Source organism: Nostoc sp. (genome assembly GCF_036917515.1).
Classification (GTDB): domain Bacteria; phylum Cyanobacteriota; class Cyanobacteriia; order Cyanobacteriales; family Nostocaceae; genus Nostoc.
This window is the reverse complement of sequence record NZ_JBALDE010000103.1, coordinates 98,351-121,232: the sequence shown is the minus strand read 5'-3', so window position 1 is coordinate 121,232 and position 22,882 is coordinate 98,351. Positions and strand designations below refer to the sequence as shown.

21 protein-coding genes and 1 pseudogene are annotated in these 22,882 nt (G+C 41.1%); 7 read left to right on the top strand and 15 right to left on the bottom strand.

All coding sequences use genetic code 11. From position 1 onward, the window contains the following. The 4 genes from V7K89_RS13105 to coaD form a co-directional block, all read right to left on the bottom strand. Positions 1 to 697 (bottom strand): FG-GAP repeat domain-containing protein (locus V7K89_RS13105; protein WP_335187676.1); only part of this gene is annotated, 697 nt, incomplete at its 3' end. Between the two features lie 626 nt (positions 698 to 1,323). Beyond that, entirely contained in the window at positions 1,324 to 1,470 is a 147-nt protein-coding gene (locus tag V7K89_RS13100; RefSeq protein ID WP_335187694.1) for a Ycf66 family protein, read from the bottom strand. Between the two features lie 342 nt (positions 1,471 to 1,812). Next, on the bottom strand, positions 1,813 to 2,481 hold the full coding sequence (locus V7K89_RS13095) for a DivIVA domain-containing protein (protein ID WP_335187674.1): 669 nt from the start codon (positions 2,479 to 2,481) through the stop codon (positions 1,813 to 1,815). After that, a complete protein-coding gene (coaD, locus tag V7K89_RS13090; protein WP_335187672.1) occupies positions 2,391 to 2,942 on the bottom strand; it encodes a pantetheine-phosphate adenylyltransferase in 552 nt (183 codons plus the stop codon). Before coaD ends, V7K89_RS13095 begins: the two co-directional genes overlap by 91 nt. Before the next feature lie 295 nt (positions 2,943 to 3,237). On the opposite strand from coaD, the gene lgt reads away from it, so the two are divergent. The 6 genes and pseudogenes from lgt to V7K89_RS13060 all read left to right on the top strand — a co-directional run bounded on the left by lgt (position 3,238) and on the right by V7K89_RS13060 (position 8,315). Then, positions 3,238 to 4,113 (top strand): prolipoprotein diacylglyceryl transferase, encoded by an 876-nt coding sequence (gene lgt, locus V7K89_RS13085; protein WP_335187670.1) that lies wholly within the window; start codon positions 3,238 to 3,240, stop codon positions 4,111 to 4,113. 211 nt (positions 4,114 to 4,324) lie between these two features. Further along, entirely contained in the window at positions 4,325 to 5,149 is an 825-nt protein-coding gene (gene cobM / locus V7K89_RS13080) for a precorrin-4 C(11)-methyltransferase (RefSeq protein WP_335187669.1), read from the top strand. 257 nt (positions 5,150 to 5,406) lie between these two features. Continuing rightward, complete coding sequence (locus V7K89_RS13075; protein WP_273763732.1) at positions 5,407 to 5,760, top strand: phenylpyruvate tautomerase MIF-related protein; 354 nt, start codon at positions 5,407 to 5,409, stop codon at positions 5,758 to 5,760. Positions 5,761 to 5,839: 79 nt separating this feature from the next. Beyond that, positions 5,840 to 6,931, top strand: coding sequence for a 23S rRNA (adenine(2503)-C(2))-methyltransferase RlmN (gene rlmN / locus V7K89_RS13070; RefSeq protein WP_335187667.1), 1,092 nt, complete (start codon positions 5,840 to 5,842; stop codon positions 6,929 to 6,931). 141 nt (positions 6,932 to 7,072) lie between these two features. Next, positions 7,073 to 7,546 carry a hypothetical protein gene (locus V7K89_RS13065; protein WP_335187665.1) on the top strand — a complete coding sequence of 158 codons (474 nt, stop codon included), beginning with the start codon at positions 7,073 to 7,075 and terminating at the stop codon, positions 7,544 to 7,546. A gap of 53 nt (positions 7,547 to 7,599) precedes the next feature. Further along, positions 7,600 to 8,315: pseudogene (locus V7K89_RS13060) on the top strand (IS1 family transposase). Between the two features lies 1 nt (position 8,316). Here V7K89_RS13060 and V7K89_RS13055 read toward each other — a convergent pair. From V7K89_RS13055 to uvrC, 5 genes are all read right to left on the bottom strand, one after another. Then, on the bottom strand, positions 8,317 to 10,260 hold the full coding sequence (locus V7K89_RS13055; RefSeq protein ID WP_335187663.1) for a non-ribosomal peptide synthetase: 1,944 nt from the start codon (positions 10,258 to 10,260) through the stop codon (positions 8,317 to 8,319). A gap of 29 nt (positions 10,261 to 10,289) precedes the next feature. Next, positions 10,290 to 11,306 (bottom strand): AMP-binding protein, encoded by a 1,017-nt coding sequence (locus V7K89_RS13050; protein WP_335187692.1) that lies wholly within the window; start codon positions 11,304 to 11,306, stop codon positions 10,290 to 10,292. 16 nt (positions 11,307 to 11,322) lie between these two features. Then, a complete protein-coding gene (locus V7K89_RS13045) occupies positions 11,323 to 11,562 on the bottom strand; it encodes a hypothetical protein (protein ID WP_335187661.1) in 240 nt (79 codons plus the stop codon). A gap of 1,175 nt (positions 11,563 to 12,737) precedes the next feature. Beyond that, a complete protein-coding gene (locus V7K89_RS13040; protein WP_335187659.1) occupies positions 12,738 to 12,917 on the bottom strand; it encodes a replication restart DNA helicase PriA in 180 nt (59 codons plus the stop codon). Positions 12,918 to 13,819: 902 nt separating this feature from the next. Beyond that, positions 13,820 to 15,697: an excinuclease ABC subunit UvrC gene (uvrC, locus tag V7K89_RS13035; protein WP_335187657.1), complete on the bottom strand. Its 1,878-nt coding sequence runs from the start codon at positions 15,695 to 15,697 to the stop codon at positions 13,820 to 13,822. Between the two features lie 667 nt (positions 15,698 to 16,364). Here uvrC and V7K89_RS13030 point away from each other — a divergent pair. Continuing rightward, positions 16,365 to 16,544: a hypothetical protein gene (locus V7K89_RS13030; protein ID WP_335187655.1), complete on the top strand. Its 180-nt coding sequence runs from the start codon at positions 16,365 to 16,367 to the stop codon at positions 16,542 to 16,544. A gap of 39 nt (positions 16,545 to 16,583) precedes the next feature. Here the strand turns inward: V7K89_RS13030 and V7K89_RS13025 are convergent, their stop codons facing one another. From V7K89_RS13025 to V7K89_RS13000, 6 genes are all read right to left on the bottom strand, one after another. Next, the gene (locus V7K89_RS13025) at positions 16,584 to 16,985 is read right to left on the bottom strand and encodes a response regulator (RefSeq protein WP_335187690.1); all 402 of its coding nucleotides are present in this window, start codon (positions 16,983 to 16,985) and stop codon (positions 16,584 to 16,586) included. Between the two features lie 558 nt (positions 16,986 to 17,543). Next, on the bottom strand, positions 17,544 to 18,842 hold the full coding sequence (locus V7K89_RS13020; protein WP_335187653.1) for an NF038130 family PEP-CTERM protein: 1,299 nt from the start codon (positions 18,840 to 18,842) through the stop codon (positions 17,544 to 17,546). Positions 18,843 to 19,252: 410 nt separating this feature from the next. Continuing rightward, positions 19,253 to 20,506: an LL-diaminopimelate aminotransferase gene (locus V7K89_RS13015; protein ID WP_335187651.1), complete on the bottom strand. Its 1,254-nt coding sequence runs from the start codon at positions 20,504 to 20,506 to the stop codon at positions 19,253 to 19,255. A gap of 59 nt (positions 20,507 to 20,565) precedes the next feature. Beyond that, positions 20,566 to 20,901 carry a thioredoxin family protein gene (locus tag V7K89_RS13010; protein WP_335187688.1) on the bottom strand — a complete coding sequence of 112 codons (336 nt, stop codon included), beginning with the start codon at positions 20,899 to 20,901 and terminating at the stop codon, positions 20,566 to 20,568. A 174-nt stretch (positions 20,902 to 21,075) separates the two neighbouring features. Next, positions 21,076 to 21,852, bottom strand: coding sequence for a PspA/IM30 family protein (locus tag V7K89_RS13005; protein ID WP_335187649.1), 777 nt, complete (start codon positions 21,850 to 21,852; stop codon positions 21,076 to 21,078). A 162-nt stretch (positions 21,853 to 22,014) separates the two neighbouring features. Further along, the gene (locus V7K89_RS13000) at positions 22,015 to 22,767 is read right to left on the bottom strand and encodes a PspA/IM30 family protein (RefSeq protein WP_335187647.1); all 753 of its coding nucleotides are present in this window, start codon (positions 22,765 to 22,767) and stop codon (positions 22,015 to 22,017) included. Between the last annotated feature and the right edge of the window lie 115 nt (positions 22,768 to 22,882).

Here is a 22,882-nt window from a genome sequence, read left to right as displayed (position 1 = left end):
TGCTTTGACCTAGAGAGACGTAGACCTCACCATCTCCAAAACCGACGATATCATCGCGACCATCGCCGTTGACATCACCAAGCTGACGTGGATATAGGTCAAAGCTAGTCCATCCGCCATCATTGACAGTAAAACCATTATCTAGAGCTACAAAATACTGACCGAAAGTGCCATTGCTTTGACCTAGAGAGACGTAGACCTCACCATCTCCAAAACCGACGATATCATCGCGACCATCGCCGTTGACATCACCAAGCTGACGTGGATATTGGTTAAAGCTAGTCCATCCGCCATCATTAACAGTAAAACCATTGTCCAAAGCTACAAAATACTGACCGAAAGTGCCATTGTTTTGACCTAGAGAGACGTAGACTTCACCACTTCCAAAACCGACAATATCATCGCGACCATCGCCGTTGACATCACCAAGCTGACGTGGATATTGGTCAAAGCTAGTCCATCCGCCATCATTGACAGTAAAACCATTGTTTAGACCTACAAAATACTGAACGAAAGTACCATTGCTTTGACTGAGAGAGACATAAACATCATCATACCCAAAACCGACAATATCATCGCGACCATCACCGTTGACATCACCAAGCTGACGTGGATATTGGTCAAAGCTAGTCCATCCGCCATTATTGACAGTAAAACCATTGTTCAGACCTACAAAATACTGACCAAAAGTGCTCATGGATAATGCTCCTTTAATGAATAATCTTGCGCGTAGTAAAACTACGTACCTATTTAGTATTCGTTTTAGTTCTGATAATTATGCAAATCATATAGAAATATATCTGATTTCTGAAGAGGATTTCAGATAAAACCCTTATCAAACGGGCTTTTCAGTCTCAGTCTTTTTTTAAATAAAATCGAAGTCCTAGGTAAGTTGGGACAATAAAACCAAACTATGTGAAGAAAGATAAAGTAGACTAAAACCCTCTTCCCTCCTGCCTCTTGCCTTATTCCAACGACAAATTTTTACGCCAACCTACTTATATAAATCTTTACACAGTAGTATTTTCATGACATATTTTAACTACTAAGCGATGACTGATCAAGAGTTACGGTATCAGGTTCACTAGCGTCTCAAAGATGTAGAAGCTTTCCACATTCTCATGGATAGATTAGAGTAACGTCCAAAAGTGATTTGTACCACAGATAAAGAAATTGAAGCCGAATTACAAAAGCGAATTAACCAATCGCGATCGCAGTGAAGCATATTGGGGATTAGAATTAGGTACTTTTCCCATTAATTAGTACCTAGTCTTCTGATTTTTCAATACAAATATTATTAATTAAATTTTCTTAATGCTAAAATCACCTATTTTTGTAAACTGTATTAATTACAATATCTTTGATAAGTAGGTAAATAATTAATAAGCTCAATAAAAGTTGCCCAAATTGAAGAATTGGATCTAATTGCCAGCCTTGAAAAGTTAAAAAAACCCCGCACAAGAACATTATAATTGGTGTAAATATCGCTTGGATAATATAAAGCGCTAAAGCCTAACTCGTAAGTCTTGCTCCACGTTTGACTAGCCAAAATACCATAAAAATCAAGTAACCTACTGCTAAAAGCAAATAAATAATTCCCAGTATACTAACTGAATTTGCTCCAAAGTAAACTTGAGCTAAAGTAAGTATTTTTGAAAAATCCTGTTTAATTACAAGCCAAAATTTTAAATTTATTACCAGCTAGATTCAGCTTCAAGTATGGAAAGCTCAAAGTATTCTTTAATAAAAATTGTTGGGTTAAGCAATAGCGAAACCCAACCGATAATTTTTCCTCATCTCTCGTTAGAACCTCTATCTTTTTTTGCCAGGAGGTGAATTGCGCTGAGTGAGGTTATCAATTTGCAGTTGTTGCCGACCGTTGGTGATAACTTGCAACATCTGTTTGAGATCCTGCTCGATATTTCCCAAAATGCCATCGGCATAAGCATCAGCGCCATCTTCAATTTCTTGAGCCTGAGCGATCGCAGTTTGTCGCATCAGCTCTAACTCTTGCTGACAAGCATACCGCTTACGGTCAATCTCAGCGAGGGTTTCTTGCATTATTCCCTCACACTCTTGTTGCACTTGTCGCCGCAGTTGTTCAGCTTCCTGTTTTGCCTGGTGAATAATATCGCTTTCAGCTAAAATTTGCGCTCTTTTGGCTTGTGCAGCCTCAACTACCTGCTGTCCATACTCTTCCGCCTCCAGCAGAATTTCGTCCTTTTGGTTGACAACTGCTGCTGCTTCTTGAAAAAGGGATGGTAAAGCTAGCCGGATGTAATCAAGCTGATCCAGCAGCTTTTCTTCATCTATGAGCGTGCGTCCCGTCAGCGGAATCCTAAGACTAGAAAGAACCATTTCCTCTAGACGATTGAGTTCCTGCTGAATATCTATGTTTCCCTCTCCACCGAGATATTCTTGAGAGGAGGGATTGCTTCCGTTGAGATTGGGTTCAACATTGGAGATTTCTGATTGTAGCATTGGTATATATCTAGGGCAACGTGTGGGGGAACGAGATGATCGATAGAGCCACCAAACCTTGCAATCTCTTTTACCACACTACTACTTAAAAAACTATACTCATTTGAGGTTGCGAGAAAAACTGTTTCTATTTGGGTAGAAAGAGTTTTATTGGTGTGAGCCATTTGCAGTTCCACTTCAAAATCTGACACAGCCCGTAAACCCCGAATCAAAACTTGTGCTTGTTGCATTTGAGCATAATTGACGGTAAGACCATCAAAGCTGTCTACTTTTACATTAGATAGATGTTCGGTAGAAAGACGGATCTGATCTAGCCGTTGCTCCACACTAAAAAGTGGCATCTTGTTAGGGTTCCGTAGTACAGCGACAATCACCCGCTCAAACAGCCGACTACCGCGCCCGATGAGATCGAGGTGTCCCAAGGTAATAGGGTCGAAGCTACCAGGATAAATAGCAATCACAATTTTAAATATATCAAAGTTATTTAGGTGATTATATCGAAACCGTTTTGTGTAACTTACTCAAATCTACCATCTTGCGCTCTCGGTAAGGATGGTAAAGTCAATTGTTTTAGTGGCACAAGTTATGCTCAACTAGGCGTTAGGAACTAGACTCCTAAATATGAATACTGGATTTTTACCTACGTCCCCACAATGTTGTGGAAGATTCAAGTGTAGTTACAGTATTCAAGACACAAGAAACTCCGTACTTAGTAAAGTGCGCGGGTAGTTAACGAACTCTTCTAGGTAATTTTTCATGGCACTGGATTTTCCCACTTTGCCCTTGGCGTTTCAATTTACTTCTCCAGGACCGATTCTGGTGAAAATAGGGCCACTAAGTATTCGTTGGTACGGCTTGTTAATTGCGACAGCAGTGTTAATTGGCGTCATCCTTTCCCAGAATTTGGCAAAGCGTCGTAACGTTAATCCTGAGTTGCTAGGCGATTTGTTCTTTTGGTTGTTGATTGGGGCAATTCCTGGCGCACGACTATATTACGTTTTTTTTGAATGGTCAAAATATGCCCCAACCCCAGGAAAAATTTTTGCGATCTGGGAAGGAGGTATTGCCATTCATGGAGCGATTCTTGGTGGCGTTTTAGCTGCGTTAATTTTTGCCAGAATCAAGCAGGTTTCTTTCTGGCAACTGGCAGATTTAGTAGCACCTTCGCTGATTTTAGGGCAGGCGATCGGACGTTGGGGTAATTTCTTTAATTCTGAAGCTTTTGGCGATCCTACTAATTTACCCTGGAAGCTTTATATTCCACCAGACCATCGTCCTTTAGAGTATGTTAGTTTCGATTACTTTCATCCCACCTTCCTCTACGAATCTCTATGGGATTTAATGGTGTTTACGCTATTAATAACGTTGTTTTTCCGGTCTTTATCCGGTAAGCCACGTCTGAAGGTAGGCACACTGTTTCTAATTTACTGGCCAGCCTACAGCTTAGGACGCTTGTGGATTGAAGGCTTTCGCACTGATAGCTTGATGCTGGGGCCATTACGGATGGCACAAGTAGTCAGTAGTTTAGGAATTCTATTGGGATTAGTTGGATTAGCTTGGCTTTACTTACTCAAACGCCCTTTACCCGATGTAGTTCCTACTCTTAAGGGAAATGGGGAGAGGGGGGGATGAGGGAGCAGGGGGAGCAGGGGGAGAAAGAATAACTCATGCCCAATGTACGATGCCCTATGCTCAATTCCCAATGACTAAAAAATAAAAAATGCCCCAGAGTATTCTCTAGGGCTTAACCAGGGTGCATCTACCATTACTCTCTACTAGGGAAAGAAGGTGAATCCGGAAAGATACTGAAGAATTTGCCAAAAAATTTTTTTGAGGGATTGCCGTGTGTTCTTTTGAAAGTAAATATACAGAAAGCTTAAGCTATAAAAAAACACTATATACTGTAGAACCATCTGTGTATATTGTTGGTGCAGGCCCTGGAGATCCTGACTTATTAACGGTGAAGGCGCAAAAATTACTGGCTGTTGCTGATGTAATTTTATTTGCTGATTCTTTAGTACCCGAACAAATTTTAGAACTTTGCCGAAAAGATGCTGAGATAATTAGAACTGCGAATCAGACTTTAGAAGAAATTTTGGCGATTATGATCGATAGAGTGCGATCGCAACACAAATCTCTAGTCCGTCTCCATTCTGGCGATCCTAGTCTTTACAGCGCCATCCATGAGCAAATGCACCTCCTCGCAGAGGCAAATATTCCTTTTGAAGTCATACCTGGTATTAGCGCCTTTCAAGCTGCTGCTGCCAAACTCAAAATAGAACTGACTGTTCCTGGTTTAGTCCAAACTATTATTTTGACGCGCCTTAGTGGACGTACAGAAGTCCCCGCTACTGAAGAATTAGCCACTCTTGCAGCACATCAGGCTAGCCTCTGCTTGTATTTAAGTGCGCGTCACGTCGAAAATGCCCAAGCTAAACTACTCGAACACTATCCAGCTGAAACCCTGATTGCGATTTGCTTTCGCATTGGATGGCCCGATGAAAAAATCAGGATTGTCCCCCTGAATCAAATGGCAGACTGTACTCATCAAGAAAAACTCATTCGCACTACACTTTATATAATTAGTCCAGCACTTTCGACAACAACAGGGCGATCGCGTTTATATCATCCCGAACATAGTCACCTATTTCGCTCATCTCATAACTAAATATTGGGCATGGGGCATGGAGAAGAGACAAAGTAGACGAGGAAGAGGGGGGAGACAAGGAGAGAAGTCACCAGTGCCGGCTTCCGGCGTTGGCGTAGCCCGCCGTAGGCATCAGAACTTCGGAGAGAGACTTGTTCAATAATTCCCCTTGTCTTCTTGTCTGTTTTGCTTTCCACCTCCCTAATCTTTGTACTCTGTACCTCTGCATTTCGATAAACTTAACAATGTAATAAAATCCAAAATTCCAATTCGGTACTATGCCTTTAATCAAAGTGCAAACTTCCGCATCTGCTCCTCAAAAAGCTGAAATTGAGTCAATGCTTTTAAACCTATCAGCCAAGTTAGCGAAACATTTAGGAAAACCAGAATCTTATGTAATGACTGCTTTTGAACCAGGAATCCCCATGACTTTTGCAGGGAATACAGACCCGGTTTGCTACATTGAAATTAAGAGCATTGGCACGATGAAGCCAGATCAAACCGCAGCAATGAGTCAAGACTTTTGCCAGCAGATTAATCAAACTCTAGGCGTGCCGAAAAATCGTATTTACATTGAGTTTGCAGACGCTAAGGGTGCAATGTGGGGTTGGAACGGCACAACTTTTGGTTAATTCCTTGTCTTCTTCAGTCAAAACTAACTCGATCTGGCAGGTGTAGGATAGAGATCCAATATCAACTCGTGATTTTTTTATGTCTGCTACGCCTCTTGTATCTCAGGTTGACTTCAACTCAGAAAAATCAGCATTAATCTCTCCTCTTCTAGGTGCTTCTCTGGCGGAGTTAAGCACTTGGGTGCAGCAACAAGGACAACCTGCTTACAGAGGAAAGCAACTGCATGAATGGATCTATAACAAAGGGGTGCGATCGCTAGTTGATATTTCTGTCTTTTCCAAGCAATGGCGCAAAGAAGTAGCAGAAGTTCCGATTGGGCGCTCAATTTTACATTACCGCTCTGTAGCACCCGATGGTACTGTCAAATATCTTTTACAATTAGCAGACGGGCAAATTATTGAAACTGTTGGCATCCCCACCTTTGCAGAAAGGGGAGAAGGACCAAAAGCCCGTCTGACAGTTTGTGTTTCTACTCAAGTGGGTTGCCCAATGGCGTGTGATTTCTGCGCTACTGGTAAGGGAGGCTACAAGCGTAACCTAGCGCGGCACGAAATTATCGATCAGGTGTTGACTGTACAAGAAGATTTTCAGCAACGGGTTAGCAATGTGGTGTTTATGGGATTGGGTGAACCGTTGTTGAATACTGAGAATGTCCTAGCAGCCCTAAAATCACTGAATCAAGATATCGGTATAGGACAGCGATCGCTTACAGTTTCTACAGTGGGGATTCGCGATCGCATCCGTCAGTTCGCGCAAAACAATTTGCAAATCACTCTGGCTGTAAGTCTGCACGCACCCAACCAAGCACTACGAGAAAAACTCGTCCCCAGCGCCCGCGCCTATCCTCTGGAAGATTTACTGGCTGAGTGTCGAGAATATGTAGAAATCACTGGGCGCCGGGTTACTTTTGAATATATTCTCCTCGCTGGTGTAAATGATTTACCAGAACATGCATTGGAACTTTCAAAATGCTTGCGAGGATTCCAAAGTCATGTGAATTTGATTCCCTACAACCCCATCCAAGAAGTAGACTACAAACGCCCCAACCGCGATCGCATTCAAGCATTTGTGAACGTTCTCAAGCAGCAAAATACTGCTGTTAGTGTCCGTTATTCCCGTGGTTTAGAAGCTGATGCTGCTTGTGGGCAACTAAGAGCAAGTAAGAATTAAATCTGTTGCAGTCAGTAAATTTAATTACTTTAATCTCATAGATATCTTGACGTTAGTCCCAATTGGTGCGATAGGGTAGCGGTAGAAATTGTTATATTAAGGTTAAGCGATCGCTCAACTCAACCGATAACAATTAACTGTATGTCGAATCGATCATTGACGCTTAAACTGTGGCTACTAGCGATTGTTTTTGTAAAAGCTTTGCCAATAAATTCTCCTGCTTATGGACAAATAATTCAACCGATTCCTCGGCAACCTGAGTCTTTTCAAGAAAGGATGAGACAACAACAAGAGGAGCAAACTCAGCAAACACAAGAGCAATTGAAGGATACATGGCTACGCCTAAACTTTCAACAACCACAACAACTACAACAACAACAGAATATACAACAGCAAGAATTTACACGACAACGGGAAGAACTGATACGCCAGCAACAATTTAGATTACAACAGCAAGAAACAAGACTACAACAGCAAGAATTTACACGACAGCAACAATTGAGAATACAAGATCAACAACTTAGACAAGATCAACAAATTAGACAGCAGCAACAATTTAGATTACAAGAACAGAGGCGACAGCAAGAACTTAGACAACAGAAAGAAAACCTGTAAAGTGTTCAAAATTCGGCATTGCATAATAGAGGGATGAATTAAGGTTATCTACTGTGCAATGTCCATACTGTGGGTCTACGGAGATTCAGAAGAACGGAAAGCGAAGAGGTAAACAAAATCACATTTGTAATGAATGCGAAGTGCGTTCCGCCCCGCTCCGCTAACGCCAATTTATCGACGTGTACAATCCGCCAAAAGGATATTCAGAGGATCTGAAACAAGAATGTTTAAAAATATACTTGAACGGTATGGGTTTTCGCGGAATTGAACGGGTTAAAGGAGTGCATCATACTACTATCATTTATTGGGTCAAACAATTAGGAGAAAAACTTCCAGATGTACCAAAAGAAGATATCATTCCAGAAGTCGGAGAACTGGATGAATTAGAGACATTCATCGGTTCAAAAAAAACAAAATTTGGCTCTGGACAGCAGTAAATCACTTTGAGCAGGGTATTTTAGCCTGGGTTTTAGGAGATCATAGTGCCGAAACGTTTGAGCCATTGTGGGAAATTGTAAAACAGTGGAAGAGCTATTTCTATGTGACAGATGGCTGGAAAGTCTACCCAAGTTTTATTTCTGATGGAGACTAAATTGTGAGTAAAACATATATGACCAGAGTAGAAGGCGAAAATACCCGCTTGCGTCACTACTTAGCACGACTGCATCGCAGAACATTGTGCTATTCAAAGTCAGTAGATATGCTGAAATATTCAATTCGATTATTACTTCATTACCTGAAGTATCAGGAAATACCCATACTAAATTAAATCATCCCGCATTTATGCAACGCCTAATTTCTGTTGGTCCGTAGGCGTTGAAGAAATTTCTGCCAGCAGACCATTTTGTTATCAGTTCAGGAGAACAAGCTTCTCCTGCCACAATTATTGTTTGCAGTGTGGGGAGTTCCTCAACAGGCAGAACGGAGAGCGCCGATGGTGGTAGCGTAACATGCGTAATGCAATAATCGCGTAATAGCTGAATTAACGGCATACCAAGCAGTAGAGAGTCTTTTGTTCCCAGGTAAAGTGTTGCTCCTGACCCAACAGCCATCACGACTTCCGAGATAGAAGCATCAAAACTGAGGGAGGCAAACTGGAGAACGCGACTATCAGAATGCAAGCCAAAAGTTTGAATCTGAGCTTGAGCTAAGTTAACTAGTCCTTTATGCTCAACCATCACACCCTTGGGTTTGCCTGTGGAGCCAGAAGTGTAAATCACATTAGCCAGATGAAAAGCCCTCACCCCACTGATGGGGTTATCCTGGTACTTTTGGGCAATTTGTTTCCATAGCTCATCCAAACAAACAAGCTGCGCTTGATGCTGTGGTAGTCTCTCAACTAAGTGCTGTTGCGTCAGCAGCACTCCTACTTGAGCATCTTCTAACATAAAGCTCAAGCGGTCTTGGGGATACTCTGGGTCAAGCGGCACATAAGCCCCACCCGCCTTGAGAATTGCCAACAGTCCCACCACCATATCCAGTGAGCGTTCCACACAAATCCCGACCAGCACCTCAGGAGTGACACCCAATGAGCGCAAGTAGTGTGCCAATTGGTTAGCGCGACAGTTCAACTCGTGGTAAGTAAGTTGCTCATCTACTCTGCGAGAAGCCTCGCTGCGCTCGTCTACAAACACCACCACTAAAGCATCCGGCGTCCGCTCCACCTGTGCTTCAAACAACTGGTGGATACACTTGTCTTTGGGGTAATCTGTCTGAGTGTTGTTCCACTCAACCAACAACTTATGTTGTTCTGCTGCTGTTAAAATAGGTAATTGGGCAATTGGCTGCTCAAGATTAGCTACAATACCCTCAAGCAGAGTCTGGAAATGTCCTGCCATCCGGTCAATTGTTGCCGCATAAAATAAATCGGTGTTGTATTCAAACTGACAAGCCAATCCAGCAGGTGTATCAACAATATCCAAAGTTAAATCAAACGCGGCGATTCCCCTGTTAAACTGGAAGTCCTCGAATCTTAGACCTTGTACCTCCGCAGTTTCATTAGGCACGTTTCGCAATTGGAATAATACCTGAAACAGAGGAGTATGGCTCAAATCTCGGTTTTGTTGTAGTTCCTCCACCAGCTTCTCGAAGGGAATACAAGAGTGTGCAAAGGCATCTATTGCTATCTTACGGACTTGAGCTAATAGTTCTCGAAAACCCAGCTTACCATCAATGTAAGTTCGTAAAACTAGGGTGTTAATGAAAACCCCAATTAGTTTTTCTGTTTCTGTGCGATTGCGTCCTGCAATCGGTGAGCCAACAACGATATCATCAGAACCTGTATAACGATAAAGCAATATTTGAAATGCTGCCAACAAGGTCATAAACAGCGTTGCCCCTTCCCGTTGACTAAGAACCATTAGCGATTGGGTTAACGACTTGGGTAATAACAAGTGTTGCCTAGCACCTCGAAACGTTTGCACAGGCGATCGCCGTTTATCAGTGGGTAACTCTAACACAGATAAGTTACCGCCCAGTTGTGTTTTCCAGTAGGCAAGCTGTGACTCTAACACCTCTCCCTGTAAATGCTGTCGCTGCCAGTAGGCAAAATCTGCGTATTGGATGGGTAACTCAGATAGAGTCGATGGCTTTCCCGTACAAAAGGCTTGATAAACAACGGCGAGTTCTTTAAGGAGAACTCCCATAGACCAGCCATCAAATATAATATGATGTAGGGTCAGCAGCAGGATATGCTCTGACTCACCAAATCGCATAATTATGGCTCTGACCAAAGGACCAGTAGCTAAATTAAAGGGACGTTAATCCCGATTGGCGAAACTCCTAAAATTTCAGTCCAGATATTCACTAACTGTTCTTCACCAGCAGTACGCGATAGGGCAAATTCAGGTCTCTTGGCAGTAGGATCTGAAGCTCTCAGTCCTAGTTTTTGGGCTAACCCAATTCGCTGTAGCTTACCTGTGGGACCCTTGGGAATTTCATCAACAAATAGCACCACACGGGGGACTTTAAAATCAGCCAGTTTCTGGGCGACAAATTCTTTAATTTCTTGCTCTGTAGCTGAAACATTTTCTTTAAGAACTATGGCGGCGGCTACCTCTTCACCTAAAAGCGTATGCGGTGCAGCAAAGGTAACTACCTGTTCGACTGCTGGATGATTTTGTAGCACTTCATCCACTTCACGGGGAAAAATTTTCTCACCACCCCGGTTGATTGTCTCTTTTATCCTGCCTTTGAGGAAAAGATAGCCGTCAGAATCTAAATAACCCAAGTCGTCAGTTCTAAACCAGCCTTTCGTAAAAGCACTCTCATTCGCTTCGGGATTATTTTCGTAAGCCTTGGTCACATTCGCTCCTCGGATCACCACTTCCCCAATTTCCTCTGGTGATAGCAAGTTACCCGCCTGATCCATTATCGCCACTTCTGGACCTGCAGCTATGCCTACTGAACCTGGTTTACGCTGATGTGACAAAGGATTGCTAGTCATTTGATGAGCCGCTTCTGTCATGCTATAAGACTCAATGACTGGCGCATTAAACGCCTTTTCTAACTCCATCATGACTTGAGTAGGCATTGGAGCAGAGGAAGAGCGAATCAATCTCAGTGGACAATAGGCAATAATTTTGCTGTTTGCCTCAGTCCTAGCGAGAATCGCTTGGTGCATTGTGGGAACAGCACTATACCAAGTGGGACGAAAGGTTTTTAGCCAGTCAAAGAAATTGGGTGCATAAAAGCCGGGAGTACAAACTACGCTTGCCCCTGCACCCAGAGACGACAGCAAAACCCCCACCAGCCCATGAATGTGAAACAGCGCATATTCAAAGAGCGATCGCTACTCGGTCATAACGACCCACACCTAAACAATTGAGTTGGCTTATTACAGAGTCAATCTGCACAAGCATTCGGCGATAAGTAAGCGGTAAGCGGTAAGGGGCAGCAATAGCAATACTATCGGGAGTTTTCTGAGCTTGTGCCTGAAGCTTTTGATATATATCCCTATGAGAAGACACTAATGAGGAGTTTTGCCTACCACTACTACCACTACTTTTATAGCTCATTTTAATACTGATGCAGCTTGGGAAAATCAAATTCTTGGTGATTGGTAAAGAACTTAAACAGCCACCTAACAACAGAAAAAGATTTGCAAAGAGGTCACAACTTTCAAGGGAAAATTCTTGGCTTGTAACCAAACATTTTCTACTGGGTTTTGTTCGGTTGCATTAGGTGCAAATTGAATACAAGTAATAGAAACAATTGTTCATCTGAGAGGATTTTATCTATTTGAAAAATAAAATCATCCATCTCTCCTATTAACTGAATCAAAATACTAAATTATTTATCAAATTCAGATTTTTTACGTAACATCAGATATCGACTGAGCCTGCAAAGAAAGTACTACTCAAAAACATACTTAAGAACGATTAACTATTAAAATTTTCTCAAAAATAATTGACAAAAATTCATCTTTCCTTGAGATTTAGTCATCATTTTTATCCCAAAAGACTCAAAGAAGAGAAAATTGCGCTCGCTAATTTATTTTATAAGAGCGAACGCCGACAAGACCCCAGGGCGATCGCATCCTTGATTGCTCTGAGGAGATATTTAGTTCAAAAGTACTATAAATTAAGAGGTCAAGTTTTGGGTGGGTGCGCTTATATTTGATGTATAGCTGTCGCCATAAAGGTTTTGAGTTTCGCACCAGGAACTAGTCTAAGTCCAGGATTAAGGGGGGTCTATTAATATTTGTGTAAGAGGTCTAATGTAAACGGGTGCATCCCGGTTTTTATTTTTTGATGATAAAATAATTATCATTGCGTTCGCATAACGTCTCGTAGAGAGGAGGAACGACGTTCGCTTTATCGTGTCGCAGACAAGCTAATCGCATCGACTCACTCTGAGGAAAGAGGATTTTGCGGTTGCTTTGCTTCTCTTTGCTACGCAACGCTAACGTGAACGCAATGACATGCAAAACAAGTGGAATGCTCCCATGTAAACCGCTAAATCTTCTTTTTCAGAAACGTGAAAAGGACGACTTAGCATATTTATTAAACATATTTCTTCAGAAGTTCTTTACAAGACGATACGCGTAACTTGCTTCGCTATAAAGGTACGCGGACTTATTACTGCTGCGCGCTAGTCAGACTCCAATTTTTGCTGAATTCTGTTTTGATAAATAACTTTATTATTAAAAATTAGAGAAAATTTTCTCCAATTTTTAATTTTTTATTATTAGCTATCGGTGTGCAAGAATGCCAGGAGCATACGCTTCAATTACTTTGCCAGTGCGAGTGCAACTAATCATCAAATAGTCACAACTTGGGCATTGTGTCCGAGTTAATTGACTATCAAAAATATAATAACGCTCTGCATGGCTACCACAATTTGGGCAGTAAATCTTTTGTACTGTCTGCATTTTAAAACCCCATTTGTAATTATTTTTTATTTGGTAAAGCTACAAAGTTAACCAGGAAAAATTTTGGTTCGACCCAACTTAACAAACTCTGTAATATTGGCTAATTATTTTAAACAAAATTTCAGGTTTGAAGACTTTTTGATATCTTTAATGTATTATCCTAAAATTTAAGTGATTTTACCCTCCTACTTTAGATACATAAATCGTTTTTTAATTAAATACTGATTAGAGATTTACTGATCCCTATAGCTAATGCCTTGAAAAAGCCTTGTTTATAGCCATTTCAGACGAAGACAAAAAAGCCGTTCTTGTATTCAAAAATTAAACTATAAAAAATACTGTATATTTTGTAACAAAATATTTATCTTAAGATTTAGTTAATATTTGTTGACAAAATTTATGAGATCAAATTCTAATAAAATAATTTACTTATGGAAATATATCCGTTTAGTACGCACTAAAGTAATTCTCGTTTACGGGTAGTACTTCACGTAAACGAGAACCGTTATAAAGGCTCACTACCTTCCCATTACTTAGTCCCTAGTACAACACAGCGTAAATAAACCATCCATTCTAAATCAATGAAACGCTCACGCTGTATTCATAGAAAGCGACGGGAAACTCCATCCCGCAAGTGGAGAGGAATAGTCGCCCCGTTGCTTGGGGCATTGGGGAGGCAGGTGCTAACAGCGGGTTTCCCGACTTGTTCGCTCTTAGCGTTCCCGTTCGCGCAGCGTCTCCGTCAGGAGAAAGGTAGCAACTGCCGTCATTGGGCATTGGTAACTTCTTCCCGATGCCCAAAAACTCCATCCCGCAAGTGGCGTGGAGTTTTCCATTTTTAATTCCACCTTGCACTACTAGTCCCCAATCCCTAGTTCAAGGTGAGAATGGGAGTTGTCACTTCAAGCAGGATGAAAATAATCGTAAATTTCTTGAGCCAAACGCGGCCCAATTCCTGCTACTTCCGCAAGTTGTGTGGTTGTTGCTTGCCGAATATAGTCAACTGAGCGAAAATGCCCTAGTAGCTGCTTTTGGCGATGATGTCCTAAACCAGGAATTTCATCTAAACGCGATCGCTTCAATTTATCACTGCGCTGCTGACGATGGAAACTCACTGCAAACCGATGCGCTTCATCCCGCAGCCGCCGCAATAGCTGTACCCCCGGTTGTTCTGCATCAGTTGTCAAGGGTTTAGATTCTCCTGGTAAAAAAATCTCTTCTCGCTGCTTTGCTAAACTTACAACTCGCAAGTCTTCTAATAAATTCATCTCTTGCAAAACGGCGACAACCGATGATAATTGACCTTTACCTCCATCAATCATGATTAAATCAGGCCAGTCAGGATTACCCAAACGTGTTAATTGCTGATTTTCCGCATACTTGCGAAACCGCCGTTGGATGACTTCAGCAAGACTAGCAAAATCATCTGAATGTCCTGCTGTCACCGTGGGATTTTTAATTTTGTAGTGGCGATAATGCTGTTTTGCGGGTAATCCGTCGATAAACACAACTTGCGAAGCTACAGCATTTGACCCTTGAATATGGGAAATGTCATAACCTTCGATGCGGTGGGGTACATCTGGTAAATCAAGGATGGCGGCTAAATCTTGCATTGCTTGGTGATTGCGATCGCCAAATTTCTGCATTCTTTGCAATTCATACTGAGCATTTCGCTCTACCATCTCAATTAATTCTGCCTTAGTTTGGCGCAAAGGAGTCAAAATTGTGACTTTTTTGCCTTTACGTTGAGTTAAAACATCAGCTAATATCTCCGCATCTGGTAAATCATGCTGTACTAAAATCTCTGTGGGTATTTCCACGGAATCAGCAGTTTGATAATGTTCTTCTAAAGCTCGTTGTAAAATAGCTCCTGGTTCTGCATGAGCATCAGCCACAAAGGCTAAACGTCCTACCAATTGCCCAGCGCGAATCTGGAATAGTTGAATGCAGGCGTGCTGTTCATTGGCTGCCAGTGCGATCGCATCCCGTGAAACAGTATCATCTGGTAAGGAAACTTTTTGGTCAGCTGTCAGCGACTTTAACCCAGAAATTTGATCTCGAATCCGCGCCGCTGACTCAAAATTCAAGTTCTCAGCGGCTGCATTCATTTGTTGGGTCAAAATATCAATCAGTTCTTGGGTTCGACCTTGAAAAACCATCGCTATTTTTTGGACAATTTTGCGATATTCTTCTGGTGGAATCATCTGTTGACACACACCAGGACAACGCCCTAAATCAAAATTCAAGCAAGGACGGTCTTTAAAAAGTGGTTGAGGTCGTTGTCGTTGTGGAAAAATGCGCTTGCAGATGCGGACAATTTCTCGCAATAAACCAGCATCAGTATAAGGCCCGTAAAACTTATCCTTTTCTTTGCCAAATTGGCGCTTACGAGTTATAAAAATTCGCGGATAATCTTCTGACCAAGTAATGCAGAGATAGGGATATTTTTTATCATCTTTGAGCAGCACGTTAAAGTATGGCTGGTGCTGCTTGATCAAATTGGCTTCTAGCGCTAAAGCTTCGGCTTCAGTATCAGTGACGATGAATTCAATTTCTGTCACCAACTTGACCATCGTGGCGATACGTTCACTTTTGTTGTAGCCATCCCGAAAATAGGAACGGACACGCGATCGCAATTTACGCGATTTACCTATATATATAATGCGATCGCTCCCGTCCCGCATGAAATAAACCCCCGGTTCCGGTGGAATTTCGGCTAGACGGTTTTCTAGTCGTTCTGGCTCTTTAACCAGTGGTAATATTTGAGTTGATATTGTCACAACCAAAATTAGGTAATCTTTCTCTATTTTAAGAACAATTGTTTTTTCGTGCCGATTTAACAAATTATTTATCAAGTAAATATAAAGTAACCGTTATGAGTGGTACACACCACAACAGATGAAAGAGGAACGGGGGAGTATAATTACTTCTTACTCAGCACTGGCTCAACGCCCCGCTACCGCTGACAGTACTCTCAAATTATCAGGCTTTTAGTTTGCACAAAAACAAGTCTGCTGGAGACACTTCTTTGGCGGTGGGTCAGCTTCCAGCCTAGAGGCTTGCCAAAAAACTTACTGCAACTATCACAACTTTCAAGCACAGAAGAGTTTGTCTAGCTGCGACCTTAGTGATTGGCTACCACTGTCAGAATAAAAACTTGGCTTTTTGAATCTATAATTAACATTTTAAAATTGATAATGCTTTATTATCTGGTACTTTTTTTTAAATTAGGTAATTATATTTTTGTATTTACTTTTATTATTTATCAACATTTTTTTATAAATATATTGCTTGTATAAATACTAGATAAAATCTTAATTTTTTGGCAATATTTATATTTATTTATTGAATTTATAATATTAAGCGAATCAACGGATTGAGTCAGTTAAGTTTACGATTATGATTGAGAATATAGTTATTATGATAATTTAAGACCAGAGCTAAACTATGAATTTACAAGATTTTGAAGTCCAGTATCGCGAGGCTATGGCTGAGACTCTTAATGAACTGCAAACAGCAGTTTTATTATTAGCACAAGTACAACATAAAATTTCAACAATTGGTAGTTCTGTACAAACTCTTAGTGAACGCGTTGAAGAATTTATTACTGACCAAAAAGCAAAATAAATACACGCTTAGTAAATAAAATTTATCTGTGGCGACAAACTATTCTTCAATTGCAAGGATGAGATCCTTGAGTTTTAAAGGTTTGACAAAGTATCTACGTGCGCCTAAACTCAGAGCTAGTTCTTGATCTGCTTTAAAAGCAAAAGCTGAAACCACAATAATTGGTATTTTTGACAAATCAGGTTTTTGCTGGACTTGTTTTAAGAGTGAATAACCGTCAATATCGGGCAATTTCAAGTCCAATAACATTAAATCTGGCTTGAATTTATCTATGGTTGAGAAAAAAGCAGAGCCTTCTGATAAACTTTGGACTTCGTACCCACAGTAACTCAGATAGTCACTAAGTAACATCCGATTGAGGTAATGGTCTTCAACTAGTAAAATTCGTCTAACTTTGTGTGACTGCAATGGCTGATCTATATTGAGTAATTGTACTATTATTGATACCTATTATCTAATTATCTTGATTAAAAATCAATAATTATTACCATAAATTAAAATAATAATGCCTTTAAACAGTGAATTAAATAAAAATTGTACTTATGTAATCTAATTTAGTATCTGAATCAATTAAATTTAGCTACATTACAATACTTAAATAATACTGTTATTAAATATAAATACATCAAAATTTAAGCTTTTTTTTACGATTATTTTATAATTTTGAGTATTAATTTGATATATTTTTTACAAATTTAATTCTCTAACTTTTATGAGTAAAACTACTTAAGTAATACTGAAACTAAGATTATGGTAATTACCCTTTTTAAAGATATAAGGGTAAGTAATACCATTATACGAAATCCATATTACAAATAAATCAAGTTACTAAAAGCATACAGATGTAAGTAAAATATTGCAACCGATTTATTTATTGCAAGTATTTTTAGAAACAGTATAACCTAGAAGATTAAATTATTTTATAGCTGCAAGAAAATATTCATCAAAAAAGGGAGCTGTTAGCTCCCTTACTTATTTTTTGGAATAGAAACCGGAGTTTCAACCAGAGACTTTTTTTAACTTGCGTTGTGTAGCAAAAATACCAGCAACACCTAAAACACCAAATACTACTGAGGGTTCTGGTACTGAGGATGGAGAGACATACTTAGGTGTTGACCAAGTATAAATTGCACTGTAAGATATACCATCATCAGAAGCAGTAATACCAGATGCAGTGGGGTTAAAGCTATAAGCGTAGTAAGTTTGACCACCAGTAACTACCTTAGCAATTTCACTAGCCGCAATTTCACCTTGATATGCATTTAATGCAGCTTGTAGAGTCAGTACATCTTTAAATGATGTGAGTTGAGAGATTTGACCTGGTAGCTGATTTTTGAGAGTATTCAGTTGAGAGATTTGACCTGGTAGTGTCTGATTTTTGAGAGTATTCAGTTGAGAAATTTGACCTGGTAGTGTCTGATTTTTGAGAGTATTCAGTTGAGAGATTTGACTTGTCAGTTGTTGCCTTTTTGCTTGATTGGCTGGAATATTAGGAATTGCGTTGAGTTGTGTTTGCAGTGTTGTAATCTGTCCTGGAATTGCGTTGAGTTGTGTTTGTAGTGTGGTAATCTGTCCTGGAATTGCGTTGAGTTGTGTTTGCAGTGTTGTAATCTGTCCTGGAATTGTGTTGAATTGTGTTTGTAGTTGTGGAATTGAACTTTCAAGTTGCGAAAGAGTTGGTTGAGTTGTTTGTTGAGGAAACTGTGATTTAATTGCATTCCACTTTTCATCAACCTTAGTAGAAATAGTTGTTGCAAGTTTAGTCTTTACATCCAAGTGACCAACTAACTTCAGTTCCACACCACCATTTTGACCGAATTGGAAACCACCAATGTTCGGATCTCCCATTCCCAAGGAAGGAAAATAACTAGTTACTAGTGATTTGCTCTCAGCTGAAAACCCGTTCCAAACTGATTGAAATGGTGTGTAGCTACTCAATAAATTGCCTAGCCATTGCGAACCAAAACTATTCCAGTCATCAGCAGTGATACTGCTAACGGTGGCTTTATAAGTTCCTTTTGTGGCGGTGAAGCCAACGTTAGAATCTGGGGTTTCGCTACTATACCAAAGCTCGACGTTAGAGCTGGGGTCATTATCTGTCAAAGCTTTGATGGCAGCTTTAGTACCACCTTGTGCATTCCCTTTAATGAAAGTACCATTTGAGCCACCAGTATAAGTGTTAATTTCTCCTGTGTTATTGAAGTCAAAGGACGTAGCGTGTGCTGGGGCAGTGGCAAGAGCGCTCACACCAATAGCCATTGAGGCACCAATTACAAGTTTCTGAAAAGTCGTTTTCATTGTTTTCAAGTCTCTGTCAGTTTGCAAATTAAGTTTTAAATTACTGCCGTTTTTAGGCTTGGGCTGTCTTGACTACAGGCTTTTTGGCAATACAGCTGCTTAAAAGCACGACCTGCATTGTTAGCCGTGTTTGGTATCTGAGCGTACAAACCCAGTTTAAGAAACAGGGAGACCTGATTGGGTAAAGTTACTGCTGATTATCAATAAAAAGATGAAGAATGTTTTGATAGTTTTATACGTTTAATTACACATTTTACGCAAAATGTGTAGTTACAAAAGTGACATTATAATAAGTTTAATTTCTGTACAATGCGGTGATTGGTAGGGATGCACAAATCTGCGCCCCTACCGCGCGTTCTATTACTAAACTTTGCCGCCAAAAATCCTTGGCGTTCAGCTTGAGAAAAAATTTAATGAAGAAACTCAGCCATTCTTTCTACAGCAATTTCTAACAAGGGTGGCTCATGCACCAAGGCAAAACGGACATACCCTTCTCCTGATTTGCCAAAGCCAGCACCAGGAGAAACTGCTACACCAGTTTGTTTGACTAGCTGGGTACAAAATTCTATAGAGTTTTCACTCCAAGGTGAGGGTAATTTTGCCCAGATGTACATTGTGGCTTGGGGAGTAGGAACATTCCAGCCAATGCGATGTAAAGCACTAATGAAAGCATCACGCCGCGCCTGGAAGGTGGTGACAGCAGATTTTACGCCAGCTTGAGGGCCAGTTAAGGCAGCGATCGCACCATTCAAAATCCCCTGATACTGATTAAAATCAACCGCAGCTTTTACCTGGCGTAAGGCGTTAATTAACTGGGCATTACCGATAGCATAGCCAATACGGAAGCCGCCCATATTGTAAGACTTAGAAAGGGTAAAAAATTCAATCGAGACGCTTTTCTCTGGGTCGGCTTGTAAAATTGAGGGGACTAGGGATGGGGCATTGAGCATTAGTGATTCTTCCCTGCTTTTGTGCTCCTCTGCTCCTCTGCTCCCTTTTTTCCAGTCCTCAGTTTCCCCAAATACCAAATCTACGTAAGGGAAATCGTGAACCAGTACGAGATTGTGTTGTTGACAGAAGGTGACAGCTTCTTTAAAGAAAGATAAAGGTGCGATCGCAGCGGTGGGATTATGAGGATAACTTAAGACCATCATCCGCGACTGAGCCAAGACTGGGGCAGGAATATCAGCAAACACTGGTAAAAAACCATTTTCTGCCAGTAGTGGCATCGGGTAGATTTGACCACTGGCTAGGTAGACTCCTCCAGCATGGGAAGGATAACCTGGATCGAGCAACAGGGCAAAATCTCCTGGATTGAGTATTGCTAGGGGTAAATGGGCTGTGCCTTCCTGAGAACCAATCAGAGGTAGTACCTCAGTTTGAGGATCGACTCTGATGCCAAATTTTTGTTCATACCAGTTGGCTGCGGCTTCGCGAAATCCTTTGGTACCGTTAAACAACAAATAGCCGTGGGTATTGCGATCGCTAAGAGACTGAGCGATCGCCTCAATGACGTGTACCTCAGCTGGTAAATCAGAAGACCCCAACGATAAATCAATTACCTCTCGGCCAGCGGCCAAAGCAACTGCCTTGGCTCTGTCCATATCAGCAAATACATTCGATTTTAGGGGTTGTAAACGTTTTGCAAACTGTATGTTAGTCATTAGTCATTAGTCATTGGTCATTGGTCATTGGTCATTTGCTATGAACTATGAACTATTGACTAATTACTATTTAAGTGGGTATCTAGGAGAGCAAATAATTTCTCTTTGCCGATGACTCCCTCGGTGGATATCAAAACCTCCTGGTCTTGAAATAGTCTGAGGGCAGGTACACCTTCCACTTGATACTGCTTAACAGTGAGTGGGTTGGGGTCAATTTCCATTTTAACGACTTTGAGGCGATCGCTATATTCGCTGGCAGCTAAGTTAATCGCGGGCGACATCAATTGACAAGGCCCACACCAGGAAGCCCAAAAATAAACTAATACAGGCTGCTCGGCTTTTAACACTTCGGTTTCAAACTCAGCATCGGTTATGGTGATTACAGCCTTACTCATTGCAGTCTCCATCAGGTGGCGATCAAAGTTGGCACACACAATACTTTATCCCAAAGTCGTCAATAGTCGATAATCAATAATTCATAGTTATTAAGATTGTTGACTATTGACTAATGATGTAAAATCCCACAGCCAACAGGTGTGGGACTAGCTTAAATAAATTTTCTGTCAATTTTACAGTTGATCCAATTGCTTGCGTAGGGAATCTAATTCGGCATCAACCACCTCATTAGATTTAGGAGTAGTGGTTTGTTGTTGCGGTGGCAGTTGGGGTTGATTTTGGGGAGTGGCAGATGGTAGCATTTGCGCTTTCAAGGCTGCTAATTCATCATCAACATCGCTACTACCTTCCAACTGGGCAAATTGGCTTTCTAAATCTGCACCTGCTAACTCTCCTTGTGCTTGGGCCCTAGCTTCTTGCATCAAGACCTTTTCTTCCATCCGCTCGAAGGCAGACATTGCACTGCTAGTATTCATTCCCCGCACCATACCTTGGAGTTGCTCTTGGGCTTTGGCAGTGGTAATTCTAGCTCTGAGCATTTCTTTCTTGGTCTTAGCCTCAGAAATTTTGCTTTCCAGCTGGATTAAGTTACGCTTAAGAGTTTCAACTTGGGTACTTTGTGTATCTAAACTAGCTTTCAGGGCTGTACTGGTATCCGTATAAGTTTTCTTGCGCTCTAGAGCTTGTCGTGCTAAGTTTTCATCACCTTTTTGTAACGCTAGTTGAGCATTGCGTTGCCACTTATTAATTTCATTTTGGGCATCATTATACTGTTTCTCACTGCGTTTTTGGGCGGCGATCGCTTGGGCTACTCCTTGACGCAGCTGCACCAAGTCTTCCTGCATTTCCAGGATGGCTTGCTCTAGCATTTTTTCGGGGTCTTCGGCTTTATTAACTAGGTCGTTAAGATTAGAACTAACTACTCGCTTAATGCGATCAAATAATCCCATAACTTTGTTTTTCCTTGTGTGATTTACGCTTTTTCTTGGACAGTTAGCTTTTTTACTTTTTTATAGCTACCTATTTCAATGTAATCTTTCCAGTTTGAATCAGTACCTCCTAACAACTCTTAATTGTTAAGATATCGCCAAACTGGGTTAATTAGTTGAACTTCAAGAATCCTGAGTTTTGGGTAACTGCTGTTGGGGAGGCTGCTCTGTGTTTTGGCTCTCCTCAGTTAAGAGACTTTTGTGCTGTATGTTTTCTGACTGCTTGAAAACCTGCACCTTCATCGCGGCCAATTCAGTATCTACATCATTAGATTCCAAAGAAGTAAATTGTGTTTCCAAGTCGTCGCTACTAAGTTGAGCTATGGCTTCTGATTGAGCTTCTATCTGTGAAACTTTTTCTTCCATGCGCTCAAAGGCACTCAGACTGCTAGTAGCAGAAACTCCACCGAGCATTTCTTGGAGACGATAAGACGCTTCAGCAGAACGGGCACGGGCAATATACATATCTTTTTTAGTTTTCGCCTCGGAAATTTTTAACTCTAGCGATCGCATATCCTTTTTTAGCCTAGCGACTATCTCGTTTTGCTGCTCTATCTGCGAAAAAAGGGCTGTAGTGGTTTCTTTATAAGCTTGGCGCTTAGTCAAAGCTTCGCGTGCTAGAGGTTCGTTGCCTTGTTGCAGGGCTAATTGAGCGCGACGATACCATTCTTCTGTTTGAGACTGGGCAGCCGCTGCCTGTCTTTCAGTGCGTTTTTGAGTAGCGATCGCTTGTGCTACACCCTGCCGCAACTGCACCAGATTTTCCTGCATTTCCAGGACAGTTTGCTCCAAAATCTTTTCTGGATCTTCTGCACCACCGACCAAACTATTGAGATTAGCGCGAATCACCCGCAGGATACGCTTGATTAATTCCATGTCGGCTCTCCATTCACGAAATCCAGTTCTGAGTGCTGAGTGCTGAGTGCTGAGTGCTGAGTGCTAACAGCACTCATTGACTCACGACTGTTATCTCATGGTATCGTAGATTTTT